This is a genomic window from Trinickia sp., from assembly GCF_057351765.1.
In genome coordinates this window covers 1-17,928 of sequence record NZ_JBMRBK010000098.1, presented here as the reverse complement: position 1 = coordinate 17,928, position 17,928 = coordinate 1, and the positions used below count along the sequence as shown (strand labels likewise).

The window sequence follows — 17,928 nt, the reverse complement described above, 5'->3', positions numbered from 1 at the left end:
GCATGAGCATGTGCGCGTAAGTCCTTGTTCTAACTAACAAAATTCGTCAAAAAAGCGGGCCGCTCCCTTGACCGTGCCACACCCTTCCTCTAAAGTGGGAGACAGTGTGAGAAAGTGTATTTTTGTGTGATTTGGCGGGCTATTCCGGCTAAATTCTCAGCATTGAGCGGGTGCTTCGGTGCCCTGAACGGGAGAGCGGAAAGTGTTCCAAGGGGCGTCGGCGCTGACGCTCGATGCGAAAGGGCGGATGTCGGTGCCGGCTCGCTATCGCGAAGCGCTGCAAGGACAGGCAGAAGGACGGGTGACTGTGACCAAGCACCCGGACGGCTGCCTGTTGCTGTTTCCGCGCCCCGAATGGGAAGTATTCCGCGCCAAGATCGCCGCGCTGCCGATGGACGCGCACTGGTGGCGGCGAATCTTTCTCGGCAACGCCTCGGATGTCGATCTCGATAGCGCGGGGCGCATTCTGGTTTCGCCGGAATTGCGCATGGCGGCAGCGCTGGAGAAGGAAGTCATGTTGTTGGGCATGGGAAGCCATTTCGAACTCTGGGACGCCCAGACATACGCGGCCAAGGAGCAGGCGGCGATGGCTCAGGGCATGCCCGAAGCGTTGAAGAATTTCACTTTCTGATCGCTGTTGTGAGTGCCCCGGGACGTGCCGCTTCGCGTCAGGTCCGCTCGAGGGCGCAATCCCCCAAGGGAATTCCCGCGGGGCGGATGCATGGGACGGCCCGGCGTTTTCTTGGGAACTTGGACGCTGCGATGGGAAATACGCTGCAGCATCAGACGGTGTTGCTGGATGAAGCGGTAAATGCGCTCGTGACGCGAGTGGACGGCGTCTATGTGGACGGTACGTTCGGGCGTGGCGGGCATAGCCGGGCGGTGCTGGCAAAGCTGGGCGACGCGGGGCGCTTGATTGCGTTCGACAAGGACCCGCAAGCGATCGAAACGGCGCGTGCGATCGACGACAAGCGGTTCGAAATCGTGCACGACAGTTTTGTCGGCCTTCGCGAGGCGATGGCCGCGCGCGGTATCGCGCGGCTTTCCGGGGTATTGCTGGATTTGGGTGTGTCGTCGCCACAGCTCGACGATCCCGAACGAGGTTTCAGCTTCCGCGCCGACGGTCCGCTCGATATGCGAATGGACCCGACGCAAGGAGAATCCGCGGCCGAGTGGCTGGCCCGGGCAACGCAGCAGGAACTGACGGAGGTCATTCGAGATTATGGGGAAGAACGGTTTGCTGTTCAGATTGCAAAGGCGATTGTTGCTCGCCGGGCAGAGTCCAGTCGTCTCGGGCCTCTCGACAGCACGGGCGAGCTTGCCGAAATCGTGGCTCACGCCGTCAAGACACGTGAGAAGGGTAAGGATCCGGCAACCCGCACCTTTCAAGCTATACGGATTCACGTCAATCAAGAGCTTGCGGAGTTGCAAGTCGTTTTAGAGGCTGCATTGTCGTTGTTGGAGCAAGGGGGGCGGCTGGTGGTCATCAGCTTTCATTCGCTCGAAGACAGAATCGTGAAGCGATTCATGCAGGCGCACGCGAGTGCGCCTGCTGTCGATCGTCGCTTGCCGATTCGCGCCGTCGATTTGCCGAGCCCTCCGCTCAAGATAGTCGGTCGGGTGTTTGCCAGCCCTGAAGAGGTGCAGGCGAATGCCCGCGCCCGCTCGGCGGTGATGCGCGTCGCGGAGCGCGTCGCGCCATGAGCCGCCTCAATATCTTCCTGCTCATCATTGTTCTCGGTTGCGCGTTGTCGGTCGTCAATGCGACGAACCAGCAGCGGCGGCTGTTCGTGCAACTCGAGCGTGCGCAGGCCGAGGAGCGTCAGCTGCAGCAGGACTACGCGCAGCTGCAATACGAGCAAAGCGCGCTCTCGAAGACCTCGCGCATCGAGCAAGTCGCCACCGATTCGCTCAAGATGCGCTCCATCGTGAGCGGCGGTACCCAATACCTGACGCTGGCTTCCGGTGCGTCCGAGGCGAAGGAAGTCCCCATTCCGAGCGTTGCGGCCAGTGCCAGCGTGGCGAGCGCGCGTGCGCCGAAAGCACGTGTTGCGGCCAACCGCGGAGGCGCGCGATGAAGCAAGGCAGTCGTCGCAAGGGCGTAACGTTTTCCGCGAGTCCGGTACTGTCGGTACGCTTGCCGATGTGGCGCTCGAAGCTGGTCGTATTTCTGCTGTTCGTCGCCTTCTTGGCGCTCGTCGCGCGTGCGTTCTGGATCCAGGGGCCCGGCAACGCGTTCTATCAGAAGCAGGGCGAAAGCCGCTACCAGCGCACGATCGAGTTGGCCGCCACGCGCGGGAAGATTCTCGATCGCAATGGCCTCGTGCTCGCCACGAGCTTGCCTGTGCGCGCAATCTGGGCGATTCCGGAGTCGGTGCCCGAAGACCTCGACAACGAGAAGCTCGCGGCGCTGAGCTCGCTGCTCGGTCTCACGCGCAAGGAACTGCGCACGAAACTTTCGGGCGACAAGACCTTCGTATACGTGAAGCGCCAGGTACCCGTAGAAACTGCGGACAAGGTGATGGCGCTCGGCATTCCGGGCATCTATCAGCGCGAGGAATACAAGCGCTTTTATCCCGAAGGCGAAATTACCGCCCACCTGGTCGGCTTCACCAACGTCGAAGACGAGGGCCAGGAAGGCATCGAACTCGGCGATCAGAAGCTCCTCGCGGGCGTGACGGGCATGCGCCACGTCATCAAGGACCGCATGGGCCGCATCATCGAGGATGTCGATCAGCAAGTGCCGCCGCACAACGGCAAGGACGTCGATCTTTCGATCGACAGCAAGATCCAGTACATCGCCTATGCGGACCTGAAGGCCGCCGTCGAAAAATCGAAAGCGAAGGCGGGCGCGGCCATGGTCATCGATGTGCGCACCGGCGAAGTCCTCGCGCTCGTCAACTATCCGACCTACAACCCGAACGACCGGTCGCACTTGACCGGCGAGCAATTGCGCAACCGGATTCTCACCGACGTTTTCGAGCCGGGCTCGATCATGAAGCCGTTCACGGTTTCGCTTGCGCTCGACTTGCATCGCGTCACGCCCAACACGCTCGTCGATACGGGCAACGGCCATTTCGTGCTGGATGGCGCGCAGATCACGGACGACAGCGGCTTTGGCGTGCTGACGGTCGGCGGCGTGATTCAGAAATCGAGCAACATCGGTGCGACGAAGATCGCCATGACGCTCAAGCCGGAAGAGATGTGGAATATGTATACGGGCATCGGGCTCGGTCAGGCGCCCAAGGTTGGATTTCCCGGCGCCGCCGCGGGCCGCTTGCGGCCGTGGAAGAGCTGGCGGCGCATCGAGCAGGCCACGATGTCGTATGGCTACGGCCTTTCCGCGTCGCTCTTTCAGCTCGCGCGCGCCTATACGGCCATCGCGCACGATGGCCAGTTGATGCCGGTGTCGATCTTCAAGACGAATCCCGATCAACCCGTCGCCGGCACGCAGATTTTCTCGCCGACCACGGCCCGCGAAGTGCGCACGATGCTCGAGAGCGTCGTCTCGACGCAAGGTACGTCGCCCGAGGCAGCGGTGCCGGGCTATCGTGTGGGCGGCAAGAGCGGCACGGCCTACAAGCACGGCCCGCATGGCTACGATCATTCGAAGTACCGCGCGTCGTTCGTCGGCATGGCGCCGATGCCTAACCCGCGTATCGTCGTCGCCGTATCGATCGACGAGCCGACCGCGGGCAGTCACTTCGGCGGCTATGTCTCCGGGCCGGTCTTCGCCTCCATCGTCGGCGATACGCTGCGCACGCTCAACGTGCCGCCGGACATGCCGGTGAAGCAGCTCGTCGTCTCCGACGATGTAACGAAGTCGCCGGCCGCCGCGCAGGAGCGCACGGTCGCCGTCTCCAACGATCCTCGCAACCGTCCGGGAGTGGTGCGATGAGCGCCGCCGTCAATCGTCACGTCGCCGATGCAATCGGATGGCTGCGTTTGCAGGCGGGCTCGGGCGCGCATCTGCACGCCGACACCCGCACCGTTGCGCCGGGGGACGTGTTTTTGGCCTATGCCGTCGACGGCGCGGACAGCCGGCCGCATATCGCGCGCGCTTTCGAACGCGGCGCTGCTGCCGTGCTCTATCAGCCGGAGGGATTCTCGGGCGAGGTCGACGCGGCCCGCGCGCTCGCGGTACCCGCATTGAACGAACTGGCGGGCGAAATCGCGAGCGGCTGGTATGGCGAGCCGAGCCAGTCGATGCGCGTGATCGGCGTGACGGGCACGAACGGCAAGACCTCCTGTACGCAATGGATCGCGGCGGCGCTGAGCTCGCTCGAGGGCCCCTGCGCGGTCATCGGCACGCTCGGTACGGGCATGCCGGGACGGCTCGCGCAAACCGGCTTCACCACACCCGATGCGCCGCAATTGCAGCGCAGTCTTGCAGCGCTGGCCGCGGCGGGCGCCAAGAGCGTCGCCATGGAGGTGTCCTCGCATGCGCTGCATCAGGGGCGAGTGAACGGAACCGCCTTCGACATTGCCGTCTTCACGAATCTCACGCAGGATCATCTCGACTATCACAGGACCTTCGAAGCCTACGAGGCGGCGAAGGCCCGGCTGTTCGACTGGCCCACGCTGCAAGCGGCTATCGTCAATCGCGACGATGCGGCCGGTCAGCGTTTCATCGCGCGCACGATGGGCCGTGTGCGCACGATCTCGTACGGTATCGGCGCCGCGCCGCCGGCCGGGCACGCCGATGCGTCGATTTGCGCGACCAATGTGCGCGCCACCGCCACCGGCACCGCCTTTCATCTGTCGTCCGATTGGGGCTCGAGCGAGGTCGAGGTCGGCACGCTGGGTTTGTTCAACGTCAGCAATCTGCTCGCCGTGCTCGGGGCGTTGGTTGTCAGCGGCGTGCCGCTCGCCGCCGCGCTCACGCAGCTTGCCAAGCTCGAACCCGTCAATGGCCGCATGCAACGGCTCGGCGGGCGGATCGCGAACGACGAGCCGCTCGTCGTCGTCGACTATGCGCATACACCTGACGCACTCGAAAAGACGCTCGACGCGCTGCGCCCGATCGCACAAGCACGCGGCGGCAAGCTCGTTTGCATGTTCGGCTGCGGTGGGGACCGCGACGCGACCAAGCGCCCGCTCATGGGCGCGATCGCGGAGCGACTCGCGGATGCGGTTGTCGTGACGAGCGATAACCCGCGCAGCGAGGTGCCCCAGTCGATCATCGAGCAGATTGTCGCCGGCATGACCGAACCGGGCCGCGCTCGCGCCATCGAGGATCGCGCGAGCGCGATTCTGCAGGCGGTGCGAGGAGCCGCCCGCGAGGACGTCGTCGTGCTGGCCGGCAAAGGGCACGAAGCCACACAGGAAATCATGGGTAAGAAGCGGGTCTTTTCAGACCAGGATCACGCGCGCCTTGCATTGGCATCGCGCGCCACACAGGCACGCGGGGGCGGCGAATGACGATGCTTTCGCTCGCTCGAGCCGCTTCGCTGATCCCGGGCGCGACCGTGTCCGGCGACGGCGCCGTAGCGTTCGACCGTATCAGCACGGACAGCCGGACGACGGGCCCCGGAGATTTCTTCGTCGCGCTCAAAGGCGAGCGGTTCGACGCGCACGATTTTCTGGCCGATGTGGCGCGCCGCGGAGTGAGCGCCGTACTGGTTGCGCGGCTGCCGGAGGGGCTCGGCGTGCCGGCGATCGTCGTAGCCGGCGACGGCGATACACGCGTTGCGCTCGGCGCACTCGCGCGCGGCTGGCGCCGGCAGTTCGCGATCCCGCTCGTCGCGGTGACCGGCAGCAATGGAAAGACGACGGTCAAGGAGATGATCGCCTCGATCTTTGCCGCCGCATGCGGCGAAGACGGGCGGCTCGCCACGGCCGGCAATTTCAACAATGACGTCGGCCTGCCGTTGACGCTGTTGCGCCTGAGCGCGGCGCACAAGCTTGCTGTCGTGGAGCTGGGCATGAACCATCCGGGCGAAACGTCCACGCTCGCCAAGATTGCCGAGCCGACCATCGCGCTCGTCAACAACGCGCAACGCGAGCACCAGGAATTCATGGCGACGGTCGAGGCGGTCGCGCTCGAGCACGCCAGCGCGATTCACGCGCTCGGTCCCGACGGCGTCGCAGTGTTTCCCGCGGACGACGCCTATGCCGGTATTTGGCGTGTCGCGGCCACCGGGAATCGCGTTATCGACTTCGCGCTTCACGATCGCGGCGCGGTAACGGAGGCGGCTACGGGTGCCACGGCGGCGACCTCCGCGGCGGTGACAGGCGAATTCATCGGCAATCGCCTGAGAGTGGACTCGCCCGCCGGCGCATTCGAAGCCACCTTGCAAGTGCTCGGCGCGCACAACGCCCGCAATGCGCTTGCCGCGACGGCCGCGGCGCTTGCCGCGAATGTTCCGCTCGATGCCATCCGCCGCGGACTCGAAGCGTTTTCGCCGGTCAAAGGGCGTTTGCAGGTCAAGCGCGCCGCGGCAGGCGCGCTGGCCGGCGCGACGGTCGTCGACGATACCTACAACGCCAACCCCGATTCGATGCGCGCCGCCATCGACGTGCTTGCCTCGATGCCGGCGCCGCGTGTGCTCGTGATGGGTGACATGGGCGAAGTGGGCGATCACGGCCCCGAGTTTCACCGCGAGGTCGGGGCGTACGCGCGCGAGCGCGGCATCGATGCGCTGTATGCGCTCGGCGATGCGGCCCGTGCGAGCTGTGCGGCGTTTGCTGCCGCCAACGAGCCGGACGCTGCGGCGCGCGAGCGCCTGGCGCACCACTTCGACGATGTGGATACGCTCCTCGCCCATCTGCTGCAAGCCGGATTCGGCGGCGGCACCACGCTGCTCGTGAAGGGCTCGCGTTTCATGCGTATGGAGCGCGTCGTCGACGCGCTGACGCAATTGCAACCCTGCGCACCGGGCGCCGCGCCCGGCGCGCACTGAAAAAGAAGGACAAGCATGCTGCTGGCGCTGGCGCAATGGCTGCAGAACGATGCAAGCTTTTTGCGTGTAATCGGCTATCTGACGTTTCGCGCGGTGATGGCTTCCATCACCGCGCTCGTGATCGGCCTCGTCTGCGGTCCGTGGGTGATCCGCAAGCTGACCTCGATGAAAGTGGGACAGGCCGTGCGCACGGACGGCCCGCAAACGCACTTGGTGAAATCGGGTACGCCGACGATGGGCGGCGTGCTCATTTTGCTCGGCATCGCCGTTTCGACGCTGCTGTGGGCCGATCTCACCAATCGCTTCATCTGGATCGTGATACTCGTCACGTTCGGGTTTGGCGTGATCGGCTGGGTCGACGACTATCGCAAGGTCGTCTACAAGGACCCGCGCGGCATGTCCTCGCGCGAGAAGTATTTCTGGCAATCGGTCATCGGGCTGTTCGCCGCGGTCTATCTGGCGTTCAGCGTGTCCGAGGCCAATAACGTGCGCGTTTTCGACCTGTTCATGGCCTGGGTGCGCAGCGGCCTGTCGATGGGATTGCCGGCGCGCGCGGACCTGATGCTGCCGTTCCTGAAGTCGATCACCTATCCGCTCGGCGTATGGGGCTTCATCGCGCTCACCTACTTCGTGATCGTCGGCGCGAGTAACGCCGTCAATCTGACGGACGGCCTCGATGGTCTCGTCATCATGCCCGTCGTCCTCGTGGGCGGCTCGCTCGGCGTTTTCGCCTACGTGATGGGCAGCTCGATCTATTCCAAATATCTGCTGTTTCCGCATATTCCCGGCGCCGGCGAGCTACTGATCTTTTGTTCGGCGATGGGCGGCGCCGGACTCGCGTTTCTCTGGTACAACACGCACCCCGCACAAGTGTTCATGGGCGACGTCGGCGCGCTGGCGCTGGGCGGCGCGCTCGGCACGATCGCGGTCATCGTGCGCCAGGAGATCGTCCTGTTCATCATGGGCGGCATTTTTGTGGCGGAAACCCTTTCGGTGATGCTCCAGGTGGTCTGGTTCAAATACACGAAGCGCCGGTTCGGCGAGGGGCGGCGCATTTTCAAGATGGCGCCGCTGCACCACCACTTCGAGCTGTCCGGATGGAAGGAGACGCAAGTCGTCGTGCGCTTTTGGATCGTGACGTTGATGTTGTGTCTGTTCGGTCTGTCCACACTGAAACTGCGGTAAAGGAAAGGAAAAGCAAGCGATGTTTGGCGAGATGTTTCGAGATCGGCATCCGATGGTGCTCGTGCTGGGGCTCGGCGCTTCGGGCCTCGCAATGGCGCGCTGGTGCGCGCGCCATGGGTGCCGGCTGCGCATTGCCGATTCGCGCGAGGCACCGCCGAGTCTGCCGCTGCTCGAGGCCGAGCGCATCGATGCCGAGTTCGTCGGCGGCGCGTTTTCGCCTGCGCTGCTCGAGGGCGGAATCGAGCTCATCGTCGTGAGTCCGGGGCTTTCGCCGCTTTCGCCGGAACTCGCCCCGCTGTTCGCCAGCGCGCACGAGCGCGGCGTGCCGGTCTGGGGCGAACTCGAATTGTTCGCGCGGGCGCTCGCGCATCTCGGCGAGAGCGGTTATGCGCCGAAGGTCATCGCCGTGACGGGCACCAATGGCAAGACCACGACCACGAGCCTCACGGGCCTGCTCTGCGAGCGTGCGGGCAAGGCGGTCGCGGTGGCCGGCAATATCGGTCCGACGATGCTCGATACGTTGTCCGACGCGATCGACCGCACCGCGCTGCCCGAGGTGTGGGTGCTCGAGCTGTCGAGCTTTCAGCTCGAGACGGCACACACGTTCGATCCCGATGCCGCTGCGGTGCTCAACATTACTCAGGATCATCTCGACTGGCACGGCAGCTTCGAAGCCTATGCGGCGGCCAAAGGCCGAGTATTCGGCCCGCACACGGTGCGCGTGCTCAATCGCGACGACGCCGGAACGATGGCGTTCGCCTCCGCCGATAAGGCGCCCGATGCGCCGCACGGTGTGCAGGTTGTCACGTTCGGGCTGAACGACCCGCTGCGCGCGGGAGACTATGGGCTCTTGCGAGAGGCGGATATCAATTGGCTCGTTCAGGCTGAAGAGCGCGACCCGGCGGATGAAACATCGTCATCGCGCCGCCGTCGGCAGGAAGCGGCGGCTCCGGTCGAGCTGACGATGAAGCGATTGATGCCGGCCGACGCCTTGCGCATTCGCGGACTGCACAATGCGGCGAATGCGCTGGCCGCGTTGGCCCTGGCTCGTGCGATCGGTCTCGCTGCCGCGCCGCTGCTGCACGGACTGCGTGAATATCGCGGCGAGCCGCATCGCGTCGAACTCATCGCTTCGATCGACGGCGTCGACTATGTCGACGACAGCAAGGGCACCAACGTGGGCGCAACCGTCGCCGCGCTCGATGGTCTTGCGCAGCGCGCCGTATTGATCCTCGGCGGCGACGGCAAAGGGCAGGACTTCGCGCCGCTTGCGCGCCCCATCGCGCGGTGGTGCCGGGCGGTCATGCTGATCGGGCGCGATGCGCCGGCGATCCGTGCCGCGCTGGCCGACACGGGCGTCGTGCTCACCGAGCATCCGACGCTCGAAGCGGCGACGCTCGAGGCCAGTGCGATCGCGCAACCGGGTGATGCGGTGCTGCTTTCGCCGGCCTGCGCGAGTTTCGACATGTTCAAGGACTATTCGCATCGCGCGGATGTATTCCGCGGCGCGGTGCAAGACATTGCGGCGCAACGGGGGACGATGCTATGAGCTGGTCCGACCGCATCACCCAACGGTTTTTCACGGAACGCGGCGCGGGTTCCGGCACGCGCAAGGAAACGGCGGCCCGCACGGCTGCGGGCGGGCTTGCGAGCGCGGTCAGCGGAATCCGTCCGCTGCGCTCGCGCATGCTCGATTACGACCACTCGCTGTTGTGGGCGGCGATTGCACTGATCGGCCTGGGCGTCGTCATGGTTTATTCGGCGTCGATCGCCATGCCCGATTCGCCGAAATACGCCGCTTATCGCGACTACGCGTTCCTCGTGCGGCACATCGCCTCGCTCGTCGTCGCGACGATCGCCGCGGCGGTCGTATTCCGCATTCCGATCTCCGTGTGGGACAAGTACGCGCCGAAGTTCTTCCTTATCACCCTCGTGGTGCTCGTGATCGTGCTCGTACCGCATATCGGCAAGGGCGTGAACGGCGCGCGCCGTTGGCTGCCGCTCGGCATCATGAACATGCAGCCGTCCGAGATCATGAAGCTGGCCGTCACGATCTACGCGGCGAATTACACGGTGCGCAAGCAGGAATACATGCAGAGCTTTGCCAAAGGCTTTTTGCCGATGGCGCTGGCCGTCGGCTTCGTGGGCGCACTGCTGCTGCTCGAGCCGGACATGGGTGCGTTCATGGTCATCGCAGCCATTGCGATGGGGGTGCTCTTCCTCGGCGGCGTGAACGGCAAGCTCTTCGGCGGGCTCGTGGCCACGGCGGTCGCGACGTTCGGATTGCTCGTCTGGGCGTCGCCGTGGCGGCGCGAGCGGATCTTCGCCTATCTCGACCCGTGGGACGATCGCTACGCGCAGGGCAAGGCCTATCAGCTGACACACTCGCTGATCGCATTCGGGCGGGGGGAATGGTTTGGCGTGGGACTGGGCGGCAGCGTCGAGAAGCTCAACTATCTGCCGGAAGCGCATACCGACTTCATTCTCGCCGTGATCGGCGAGGAACTCGGCTTTGTCGGCGTGCTCATCGTCATTCTGCTGTTTTACTGGATCGTGCGGCGTTCGTTCGAGATCGGTCGGCAGGCGCTCGCGCTCGATCGAACCTTTGCGGGACTCGTCGCGAAAGGCGTCGGACTGTGGTTCGGCGTGCAAACGTTCATCAATATCGGCGTCAACCTCGGCATCTTGCCGACGAAGGGGCTGACGCTGCCGCTCGTCAGCTATGGCGGCTCCGGCATCGTGCTCAACTGCGTCGCGCTCGCGGTGTTGATGCGTGTGGACTACGAGAATCGTGTGCTCATGCGCGGAGGGAAAGTATGAGCACGACTCCCCAACGTACGTTGATGGTGATGGCCGGCGGAACCGGGGGACACGTGTTCCCCGGCCTCGCCGTCGCGCATCGGATGCGTGCGTGGGGGTGGCGTGTCGTTTGGCTAGGTAACCCGGTGGGGATGGAAGCCTCGCTCGTGCCGAAGCATGGCATTCCGATGGAGTACGTTCGCTTTGGCGGATTGCGCGGCAAGGGGCTCAAGACGAAGCTTTCGCTGCCCCTGAATCTGTTGCGGGCCTGCCTCGAAAGCCGTCGTGCCTTGAACCGCGTGCGTCCCGATGTCGTGCTCGGCATGGGCGGCTACATCACATTTCCAGCCGGTGTCATGACGGCGCTGGCGCGGCGGCCGCTCGTGCTGCACGAGCAGAACTCGGTGGCGGGGCTGGCGAACCGGGTGCTGGCCAAGCTTGCGCGGCGCGTGCTCGTGGCGTTTCCCGATGCGCTGCCCGGCGCCGAGTGGACCGGCAATCCATTGCGCGACTCCGTCACGCAGGCCGACGAGCCGAAGCTGCGGTATGCGCGCCGCAGCGGGCCGCTCAAGCTGCTCGTCGTGGGCGGCAGCCTCGGCGCCGCCGCGCTCAACGAAGTGGTGCCGCGCGCGCTCGCGTTGCTCGCCCCCGAGGCGCGTCCGCACGTCGTGCACCAGGCGGGCGCGAAACATATCGAGGCGTTGCAGGCGAACTATGCCGCGGCGGAATTGACGGAAGAAGGAACGCTCGCGCTCGTGCCGTTCATCGACGATATGGCGACGGCGTACGCCGACGCCGACGTCGTGATTTGCCGCTCGGGTGCGATGACTGTCGCGGAAATCGCGGCGATCGGCGTGGCGGCCCTGTTCGTGCCGTTCCCCCATGCCGTGGACGATCACCAGACCACGAACGCCGAATTTTTATCGAAGCACGACGCGGCCGTGCTGGTGCAGCAACGCGATTTGTCGCCGCAGTCGTTGGCCGATTGGCTTGGCACGCTTACGCGGGAAACGCTCGCCGAAATGGCTGAGCGGGCGCGCTCGCTGGCCAAGCCCGACGCCACCGATCGTGTCGCGCAAGTCTGCGCGGCCGTGGCGCTCGCGCGTCAGGAAGGAAAGCAATGAAACACATCGTCAAACATATTCATTTTGTCGGCGTCGGTGGCGCCGGCATGAGCGGTATCGCGGAGGTACTCGCCAATCTCGGCTATCAGGTGAGCGGCTCGGACCTCGCGAAGAGCGCGACGACCGAGCGTCTCGCTTCGCTCGGTGCGCGTATTTCGATCGGGCATGACGCCTCGAACATCGATGGCGCGGACGCCGTCGTCGTGTCGACGGCCGTGCGCAGCGACAACCCCGAAGTGCTTGCCGCTCGGCGGCTGCGTGTGCCGATCGTGCCGCGCGCGGTCATGCTGGCCGAGTTGATGCGCTTGAAGCAGGGCATTGCGATCGCCGGCACGCACGGCAAGACGACGACCACGAGCCTCGTGGCCAGTGTGCTCGCGGCAGGTGGGCTCGATCCGACGTTCGTCATCGGAGGGCGCCTCACGAGCGCCGGGGCCAATGCGCGGCTCGGCACGGGTGACTTCATCGTGGCCGAGGCCGACGAGTCCGACGCATCGTTCTTGAACCTGCTGCCCGTGATCGAAGTCGTGACCAACATCGACGCCGATCACATGGACACCTACGGGCATGACTTCGCCCGGCTCAAGCAGGCGTTCATCGAATTCACGCACCGGTTGCCGTTTTATGGCATTGCGGTGCTCTGCGTCGACGATCCGAACGTGCGCGAGATCTTGCCGTTTGTCTCGAAGCCGGTCATCCGCTACGGTTTCGCGGCCGATGCGCAGGTGCGCGGCGTCAACGTCGTCCCGCGCGAAGGCAAGATGTACTTCACGGCAATGCGCGAGGATGCGCCGCCGCTCGATATCGTCCTCAACATGCCGGGCTTGCACAACGTGCAAAACGCGCTCGCGGCGATTGCGATTGCGACCGAGCTCGAGGTGCCGGACGCCGACATTCAGCGCGCGCTCGCGGAGTTCACCGGTGTAGGACGGCGTTTTCAGCGCTACGGCGACGTGGCCATCGCGGCAGGCGGGCACTTCGCGCTCATCGACGATTACGGCCACCACCCCGTCGAGATGGCCGCGACGATCGCGGCAGCGCGCGGCGCTTTTCCCGACAAGCGGCTCGTGCTCGCGTTCCAGCCGCACCGCTATACACGCACACGCGATTGTTTCGAGGATTTCGTCAACGTTCTGTCGAGCGTCGACGCCCTCGTGCTGACCGAAGTCTATGCGGCCGGAGAAGCGCCGATCGTCGCGGCGGACGGGCGCGCGCTCGCGCGCGCGGTTCGCGTGGCAGGCAAGGTTGAACCGGTATTCGTCGAAACGGTCGATGACGTACCGGAGGCGCTGTCGACGCTCGTGCGCGACGGCGATGTAGTGATCACGATGGGCGCGGGATCGATCGGTACCGTGCCGGGACGACTCGCGCAAGAGGTGAATACATGACCCCCCAGCTCACTATCGTCCGCTGCTCCCGTGGGAGGTTGGCATGAGTAGCAGCAAGACTATCGATCCGAAACGTTTCGGCAAGGTTGCCGTATTGATGGGCGGCGTGTCGGCCGAGCGCGAGGTTTCGCTCAATTCAGGGCGGCTCGTGGTCGAAGGTCTGCGCAATGCGGGCGTCGATGCCCATCCGTTCGATCCGGCCGAGCGCGAGCTCTCGGAGCTGAAGGCGCAGGGCTTCGCGCGTGCGTTCATCGCGCTGCACGGCGGCTACGGCGAGAACGGCCAGCTGCAGGGCGCGCTGGACTTCTACGGCATCCGCTATACGGGCAGCGGCGTACTGGGCTCGGCGCTCGGGCTCGACAAATTCCGCACGAAGCTCGTCTGGCAGCAGACGGGCGTGCCGACACCGCCGTTCGAGACGGTACTGCGCGGCGACGATTATGCGGCTCGCGCACCCGAGATCGTCGCGAAGCTCGGGCTGCCGCTCTTCGTGAAGCCGGCGAGCGAGGGATCGAGCGTCGCCGTGACGAAGGTCGCTCGCGCCGAGGCACTGTCGGCCGCGCTCGAGGAGGCGGCCAAATTCGACAAGATCGTGCTCGTCGAGAAGAGCATCGAAGGCGGAGGCGAATACACGGCCTGCATTGCGGGCGACCTCGATTTGCCGATCATTCGCATCGTACCGGCGGGCGAGTTTTACGACTATCACGCGAAGTACATCGCGAACGACACGCAGTACCTGATTCCGTGCGGTTTGTCCGCGAGCGAGGAGGCGCGGCTGAAGGCACTCTCGCGCCGCGCGTTCGACGTGCTCGGCTGCTCCGATTGGGGCCGTGCCGATTTCATGCTCGATGCGGCCGGCAACCCGTTTTTCCTCGAAGTGAATACGGCCCCGGGTATGACCGATCACTCCCTGCCGCCGAAAGCGGCGCGCGCCGTCGGCATCAGTTATCCGGAACTGGTCGTCGCCGTGCTGGCGCTGACCCTCGAGGACTGAGACAACGATCATGTGGAGCAACGTTCGCCAGCTCAATCTCGCCGCCAACGTGCTGTTCGCGCTGGTGCTCGTCGCGCTCGTCGCGGCGGGCGGGATTTGGCTCGCGCAACGCCCGTCGTTCGCGCTGGCGGCCATTCGCATCGACGGCGACACGGAGCACATCAACACGCCGATCGTGCGTGCGGGTGTCGTCGGTCATCTGCGGGGCAACTTCTTCACCGTCGATCTCGATGCGGCGCGTCAGGCGTTCGAGCAAATGCCGTGGGTACGCCGCGCGAGCGTGCGCCGGGTCTGGCCCAACGCACTGGCCGTGACGCTCGAGGAGTACAAGCCGCTCGGGACCTGGGGCAGCGATCAGCTCGTCAGTGTGGACGGCGATCTCTTCACCGCGAACCAGGGCGAACTCGACGAGGAACTGCCCGCGTTCGACGGCCCTGCCGGTACGTCGAAAGAGGTCGTCGCCCGCTATTTCGATTTCAAGAAATGGCTGGCGCCGCTCGGCGCCGTGCCCGACGAAGTCACGCTTTCGCCGCGTTATGCATGGACAGTGAAACTGTCGAACGGTATGCAGATCGAATACGGCCGGGAGCGCAATCCGTCGACGCTCGCGGAACGCTCCAACCGGCTCAGCGCTGCATGGAAGGCTGTCACGGCGCGCTGGGGCAACGACATCGAATATGCGGACCTGCGCTATCCGAATGGCTTCGCGATCCGCGCCGCGGGGATGCGGTTTCTCGACGATGGCGGCACGAAGGGCAAGGCCAAGAAATAACACATGAAGCACGACAAGACATCACACGCACGAGCACGCTATGAGTAAAGACTATAAGGATCTGCTGGTCTCCCTCGACATCGGTACCGCGAAGGTCGTAGCGGTCGTCGCCGAACTGAGGGGCGAAGGCCATTACGAGGTGATCGGTCTCGGGCAGAGCGAATCGAAGGGGCTCAAAAAAGGCGTGGTGGTGAACATCGAGGCCACCGTGCAATCGATTCAGCGCGCGCTCGAAGAAGCGGAACTGATGGCCGATTGCAAGATCACTAACGTGTTCACCGGCATTGCCGGGAGTCACATCCGCAGCTTCAATTCGAGCGGAATGGTGGCGATCAAGGACAAGGAGGTGACGCAGGCCGACGTGGCGCGCGTCATCGAAACGGCCAAGGCGATCAACATCCCGACGGATCAGCAGGTGCTGCACATCCTCACACAGGAATTCATCATCGACGGGCAGGAGGATGTGCGCGAGCCCATCGGGATGAGCGGCATCCGTCTGGAAGTGAAGGTTCACATCGTGACCGGTGCGGTGTCGGCGGCGCAAAACATCGTGAAGTGCGTGCGGCGCTGCGGGCTCGAAGTCAACGACCTGATTCTGCAGCCGCTCGCGTCGTCGCTGGCTGTGCTGACCGAGGACGAGAAGGAACTCGGCGTGGTGCTCGTCGACATCGGCGGCGGCACGACGGACATCGCGATCTTCAGCGAAGGTGCGATTCGCCATACGGCGGTCATTCCGATTGCCGGAGATCAGGTGACGAGCGACATCGCCATGGCGCTGCGCACGCCGACGCCCGACGCCGAGGACATCAAGGTCGGCTACGGCATTGCGAAGCAGGCACTGGCCGATCCGGACGAGATGATCGAAGTGCCGGGGCTCGGCGAGCGCGGGCCGCGCACGCTGTCGCGCCAGGCGCTTGCGGCCGTAATCGAGCCGCGCGTCGAGGAGCTCTTCTCGCTCGTGCATCAGGTCGTGCGCGAGTCCGGTTACGAGGAGCTGTTGAGTTCGGGCGTCGTCTTGACGGGCGGTGCGTCGATGATGCCGGGCATGGTCGAGCTCGGTGAGGACATTTTTCTCAAACCGGTGCGCATCGGCGTGCCGGAGTATGCGGGCGGACTCGCCGACGTCGTGCGCAATCCACGCTATTCGACGGCGATGGGGCTGCTCGTCGAGGGCTCGTCGCAGCGAATGCGTGGACGCAAGGTTGCTGTCCAGTCGGGCTCGATGGGGCAGGTCTTCACTCGCATGAAGGATTGGTTCCTGGGCAATTTTTGAAGTCTTTTTGAATTCGCGCCGGTGCCGGCGGCTTGCGCGCGACAGGGGGTTGCCCGATTCCCTGCCGAATAACGGCCGAAGAGCGGGATCTTTTTCTTGACGGAGGCAATATGGAATTCCAGATGTTGGAAACGGAAACCAGCGGCACCATCATCAAGGTGGTGGGCGTTGGCGGTGCCGGCGGCAACGCTGTGCAACACATGATCAACAAGGGTGTGCAGGGCGTCGATTTCGTCGTCATGAACACCGATGCGCAGGCCCTCTCGCGTTCGCGTTCGCCGAGCGTGATTCAGCTCGGCAGCACGGGTCTCGGTGCGGGCGCAAAGCCGGAAATGGGGCGCGCCGCGGCGGAAGAAGCCCGCGAGCGGATTGCCGACGCGCTGCGCGGCGCGCACATGGTCTTCATCACGGCCGGCATGGGCGGCGGAACGGGTACGGGTGCGGCACCGGTCGTCGCGCAAATCGCGAAAGAGATGGGCATTCTGACCGTCGGTGTCGTGAGCAAGCCGTTCGAGTTCGAAGGCGGCAAGCGCATGCGCGTGGCAGAAGCAGGTTCGCAGCAACTGGAGGATCACGTCGACTCGCTGATCGTCGTCCTGAACGACAAGCTGTTCGAGGTGATGGGCGATGACGCCGAGATGGACAAGTGCTTCCAGTGCGCGGACGACGTTCTGAACAACGCGGTGGCCGGCATTGCCGAAATCATCAACGTGGACGGTCTCGTCAACGTCGACTTCGAAGACGTGAAGACGGTCATGGGCGAGCAGGGCAAGGCGATGATGGGCACGGCGACCGTCGCCGGCGTCGATCGCGCCCGTCTCGCGGCGGAGCAGGCCGTGGCGAGTCCGCTGCTCGAAGGCGTCGATCTCTCGGGCGCGCGCGGCGTGCTCGTGAACATCACGTCGAGCCGTTCGCTGCGCCTGTCCGAAACGCGCGAGGTGATGAACACCATCAAGAGCTATGCGGCGGAAGACGCAACGGTGATTTTCGGTGCGGTCTACGACGACGCCATGGGCGATGCGCTGCGCGTGACGGTCGTCGCCACGGGCCTGGGCCGTACGGCGGCGAGCGCGGCGAAGAAGCAGCAGCCGGCGCCGATGACGCTTTTGCGCACCGGTACCGACAACCAGCCGGTCGCGGCCGCGCAAAACGGCTACGCGAGTTCGCGCACGGCGTCGGGCGACTACGGTGCGTTCGATGCACCGGCCGTGTGGCGCAATTCGCGCGAGACGGCTGCTTCGCATGTCCAGGCGCTCCAGGAAAAGGGCGTCGAGACGTACGACATTCCGGCGTTTTTGCGCAAACAGGCCGATTAAGGCGTGCGACGCCTCGCGCGTCGCACGTTTTTTCGGCGCGATGAAGCGCACGAGAAGGGCTGAGCATGTTGAACGGCAACGGCGCAAGGCGGCCGCGTCCCCTAGGGCGCGCGCTCGCAGCGGTCGTGCGCGGCGCATCGCCCAAACGTGTCGAGCGGTTATCGACGCGCACGGG

15 protein-coding genes are annotated in these 17,928 nt (G+C 64.8%); all 15 read left to right on the top strand.

What is annotated here, in order from left to right; all coding sequences use genetic code 11:
- Nucleotides 1–202: 202 nt before the first annotated feature.
- The 15 genes from mraZ to ftsZ all read left to right on the top strand — a co-directional run bounded on the left by mraZ (nucleotide 203) and on the right by ftsZ (nucleotide 17,753).
- Nucleotides 203–631 carry a division/cell wall cluster transcriptional repressor MraZ gene (mraZ, locus tag ACO1XS_RS25980; protein WP_486392028.1) on the top strand — a complete coding sequence of 143 codons (429 nt, stop codon included), beginning with the start codon at nucleotides 203–205 and terminating at the stop codon, nucleotides 629–631.
- Between the two features lie 131 nt (nucleotides 632–762).
- On the top strand, nucleotides 763–1,704 hold the full coding sequence (gene rsmH / locus ACO1XS_RS25975) for a 16S rRNA (cytosine(1402)-N(4))-methyltransferase RsmH (protein ID WP_331571471.1): 942 nt from the start codon (nucleotides 763–765) through the stop codon (nucleotides 1,702–1,704).
- Nucleotides 1,701–2,078 carry a cell division protein FtsL gene (gene ftsL, locus ACO1XS_RS25970; protein ID WP_486392027.1) on the top strand — a complete coding sequence of 126 codons (378 nt, stop codon included), beginning with the start codon at nucleotides 1,701–1,703 and terminating at the stop codon, nucleotides 2,076–2,078. The genes rsmH and ftsL overlap by 4 nt, the downstream gene beginning before the upstream one ends.
- Nucleotides 2,075–3,898 (top strand): peptidoglycan D,D-transpeptidase FtsI family protein, encoded by a 1,824-nt coding sequence (locus ACO1XS_RS25965; protein WP_331571467.1) that lies wholly within the window; start codon nucleotides 2,075–2,077, stop codon nucleotides 3,896–3,898. Before ftsL ends, ACO1XS_RS25965 begins: the two co-directional genes overlap by 4 nt.
- Nucleotides 3,895–5,421, top strand: a complete 1,527-nt coding sequence (locus tag ACO1XS_RS25960; RefSeq protein ID WP_486392026.1) for a UDP-N-acetylmuramoyl-L-alanyl-D-glutamate--2,6-diaminopimelate ligase — start codon at nucleotides 3,895–3,897, stop codon at nucleotides 5,419–5,421. The genes ACO1XS_RS25965 and ACO1XS_RS25960 overlap by 4 nt, the downstream gene beginning before the upstream one ends.
- A complete protein-coding gene (locus ACO1XS_RS25955) occupies nucleotides 5,418–6,902 on the top strand; it encodes a UDP-N-acetylmuramoyl-tripeptide--D-alanyl-D-alanine ligase (protein ID WP_486392025.1) in 1,485 nt (494 codons plus the stop codon). Before ACO1XS_RS25960 ends, ACO1XS_RS25955 begins: the two co-directional genes overlap by 4 nt.
- A 15-nt stretch (nucleotides 6,903–6,917) precedes the next feature.
- Entirely contained in the window at nucleotides 6,918–8,087 is a 1,170-nt protein-coding gene (gene mraY, locus ACO1XS_RS25950; RefSeq protein ID WP_173258015.1) for a phospho-N-acetylmuramoyl-pentapeptide-transferase, read from the top strand.
- Nucleotides 8,088–8,118: 31 nt separating this feature from the next.
- Entirely contained in the window at nucleotides 8,119–9,636 is a 1,518-nt protein-coding gene (gene murD, locus ACO1XS_RS25945; RefSeq protein WP_486392029.1) for a UDP-N-acetylmuramoyl-L-alanine--D-glutamate ligase, read from the top strand.
- Nucleotides 9,633–10,907, top strand: coding sequence for a putative lipid II flippase FtsW (gene ftsW / locus ACO1XS_RS25940; RefSeq protein WP_331571461.1), 1,275 nt, complete (start codon nucleotides 9,633–9,635; stop codon nucleotides 10,905–10,907). The genes murD and ftsW overlap by 4 nt, the downstream gene beginning before the upstream one ends.
- Entirely contained in the window at nucleotides 10,904–12,010 is a 1,107-nt protein-coding gene (gene murG, locus ACO1XS_RS25935; protein ID WP_486392024.1) for an undecaprenyldiphospho-muramoylpentapeptide beta-N-acetylglucosaminyltransferase, read from the top strand. The genes ftsW and murG overlap by 4 nt, the downstream gene beginning before the upstream one ends.
- Entirely contained in the window at nucleotides 12,007–13,398 is a 1,392-nt protein-coding gene (murC, locus tag ACO1XS_RS25930; RefSeq protein ID WP_331571456.1) for a UDP-N-acetylmuramate--L-alanine ligase, read from the top strand. The genes murG and murC overlap by 4 nt, the downstream gene beginning before the upstream one ends.
- Nucleotides 13,399–13,441: 43 nt before the next feature.
- Nucleotides 13,442–14,392: a D-alanine--D-alanine ligase gene (locus ACO1XS_RS25925; RefSeq protein ID WP_331571454.1), complete on the top strand. Its 951-nt coding sequence runs from the start codon at nucleotides 13,442–13,444 to the stop codon at nucleotides 14,390–14,392.
- A gap of 10 nt (nucleotides 14,393–14,402) precedes the next feature.
- On the top strand, nucleotides 14,403–15,164 hold the full coding sequence (locus ACO1XS_RS25920) for a cell division protein FtsQ/DivIB (protein WP_173258006.1): 762 nt from the start codon (nucleotides 14,403–14,405) through the stop codon (nucleotides 15,162–15,164).
- A gap of 40 nt (nucleotides 15,165–15,204) precedes the next feature.
- The gene (gene ftsA, locus ACO1XS_RS25915; protein WP_173258004.1) at nucleotides 15,205–16,437 is read left to right on the top strand and encodes a cell division protein FtsA; all 1,233 of its coding nucleotides are present in this window, start codon (nucleotides 15,205–15,207) and stop codon (nucleotides 16,435–16,437) included.
- Between the two features lie 110 nt (nucleotides 16,438–16,547).
- The gene (ftsZ, locus tag ACO1XS_RS25910; protein ID WP_173258003.1) at nucleotides 16,548–17,753 is read left to right on the top strand and encodes a cell division protein FtsZ; all 1,206 of its coding nucleotides are present in this window, start codon (nucleotides 16,548–16,550) and stop codon (nucleotides 17,751–17,753) included.
- The last annotated feature ends 175 nt before the right edge of the window (nucleotides 17,754–17,928 follow it).

Excerpts from the sequence above, each read along its gene's own strand:
- ACO1XS_RS25960 (WP_486392026.1), top strand. The coding sequence starts at position 3,895 with ATGAGCGCCGCCGTCAATCGTCACGTCGCCGATGCAATCGGATGGCTG.
- ftsL (WP_486392027.1), top strand. The coding sequence starts at position 1,701 with ATGAGCCGCCTCAATATCTTCCTGCTCATCATTGTTCTCGGTTGCGCG.
- murG (WP_486392024.1), top strand. The coding sequence starts at position 10,904 with ATGAGCACGACTCCCCAACGTACGTTGATGGTGATGGCCGGCGGAACC.
- ACO1XS_RS25920 (WP_173258006.1), top strand. The coding sequence starts at position 14,403 with ATGTGGAGCAACGTTCGCCAGCTCAATCTCGCCGCCAACGTGCTGTTC.
- mraY (WP_173258015.1), top strand. The coding sequence starts at position 6,918 with ATGCTGCTGGCGCTGGCGCAATGGCTGCAGAACGATGCAAGCTTTTTG.
- ftsA (WP_173258004.1), top strand. The coding sequence starts at position 15,205 with ATGAGTAAAGACTATAAGGATCTGCTGGTCTCCCTCGACATCGGTACC.
- ACO1XS_RS25925 (WP_331571454.1), top strand. The coding sequence starts at position 13,442 with ATGAGTAGCAGCAAGACTATCGATCCGAAACGTTTCGGCAAGGTTGCC.
- rsmH (WP_331571471.1), top strand. The coding sequence starts at position 763 with ATGGGAAATACGCTGCAGCATCAGACGGTGTTGCTGGATGAAGCGGTA.
- ftsZ (WP_173258003.1), top strand. The coding sequence starts at position 16,548 with ATGGAATTCCAGATGTTGGAAACGGAAACCAGCGGCACCATCATCAAG.
- ftsW (WP_331571461.1), top strand. The coding sequence starts at position 9,633 with ATGAGCTGGTCCGACCGCATCACCCAACGGTTTTTCACGGAACGCGGC.
- murD (WP_486392029.1), top strand. The coding sequence starts at position 8,119 with ATGTTTCGAGATCGGCATCCGATGGTGCTCGTGCTGGGGCTCGGCGCT.
- ACO1XS_RS25955 (WP_486392025.1), top strand. The coding sequence starts at position 5,418 with ATGACGATGCTTTCGCTCGCTCGAGCCGCTTCGCTGATCCCGGGCGCG.
- ACO1XS_RS25965 (WP_331571467.1), top strand. The coding sequence starts at position 2,075 with ATGAAGCAAGGCAGTCGTCGCAAGGGCGTAACGTTTTCCGCGAGTCCG.
- murC (WP_331571456.1), top strand. The coding sequence starts at position 12,007 with ATGAAACACATCGTCAAACATATTCATTTTGTCGGCGTCGGTGGCGCC.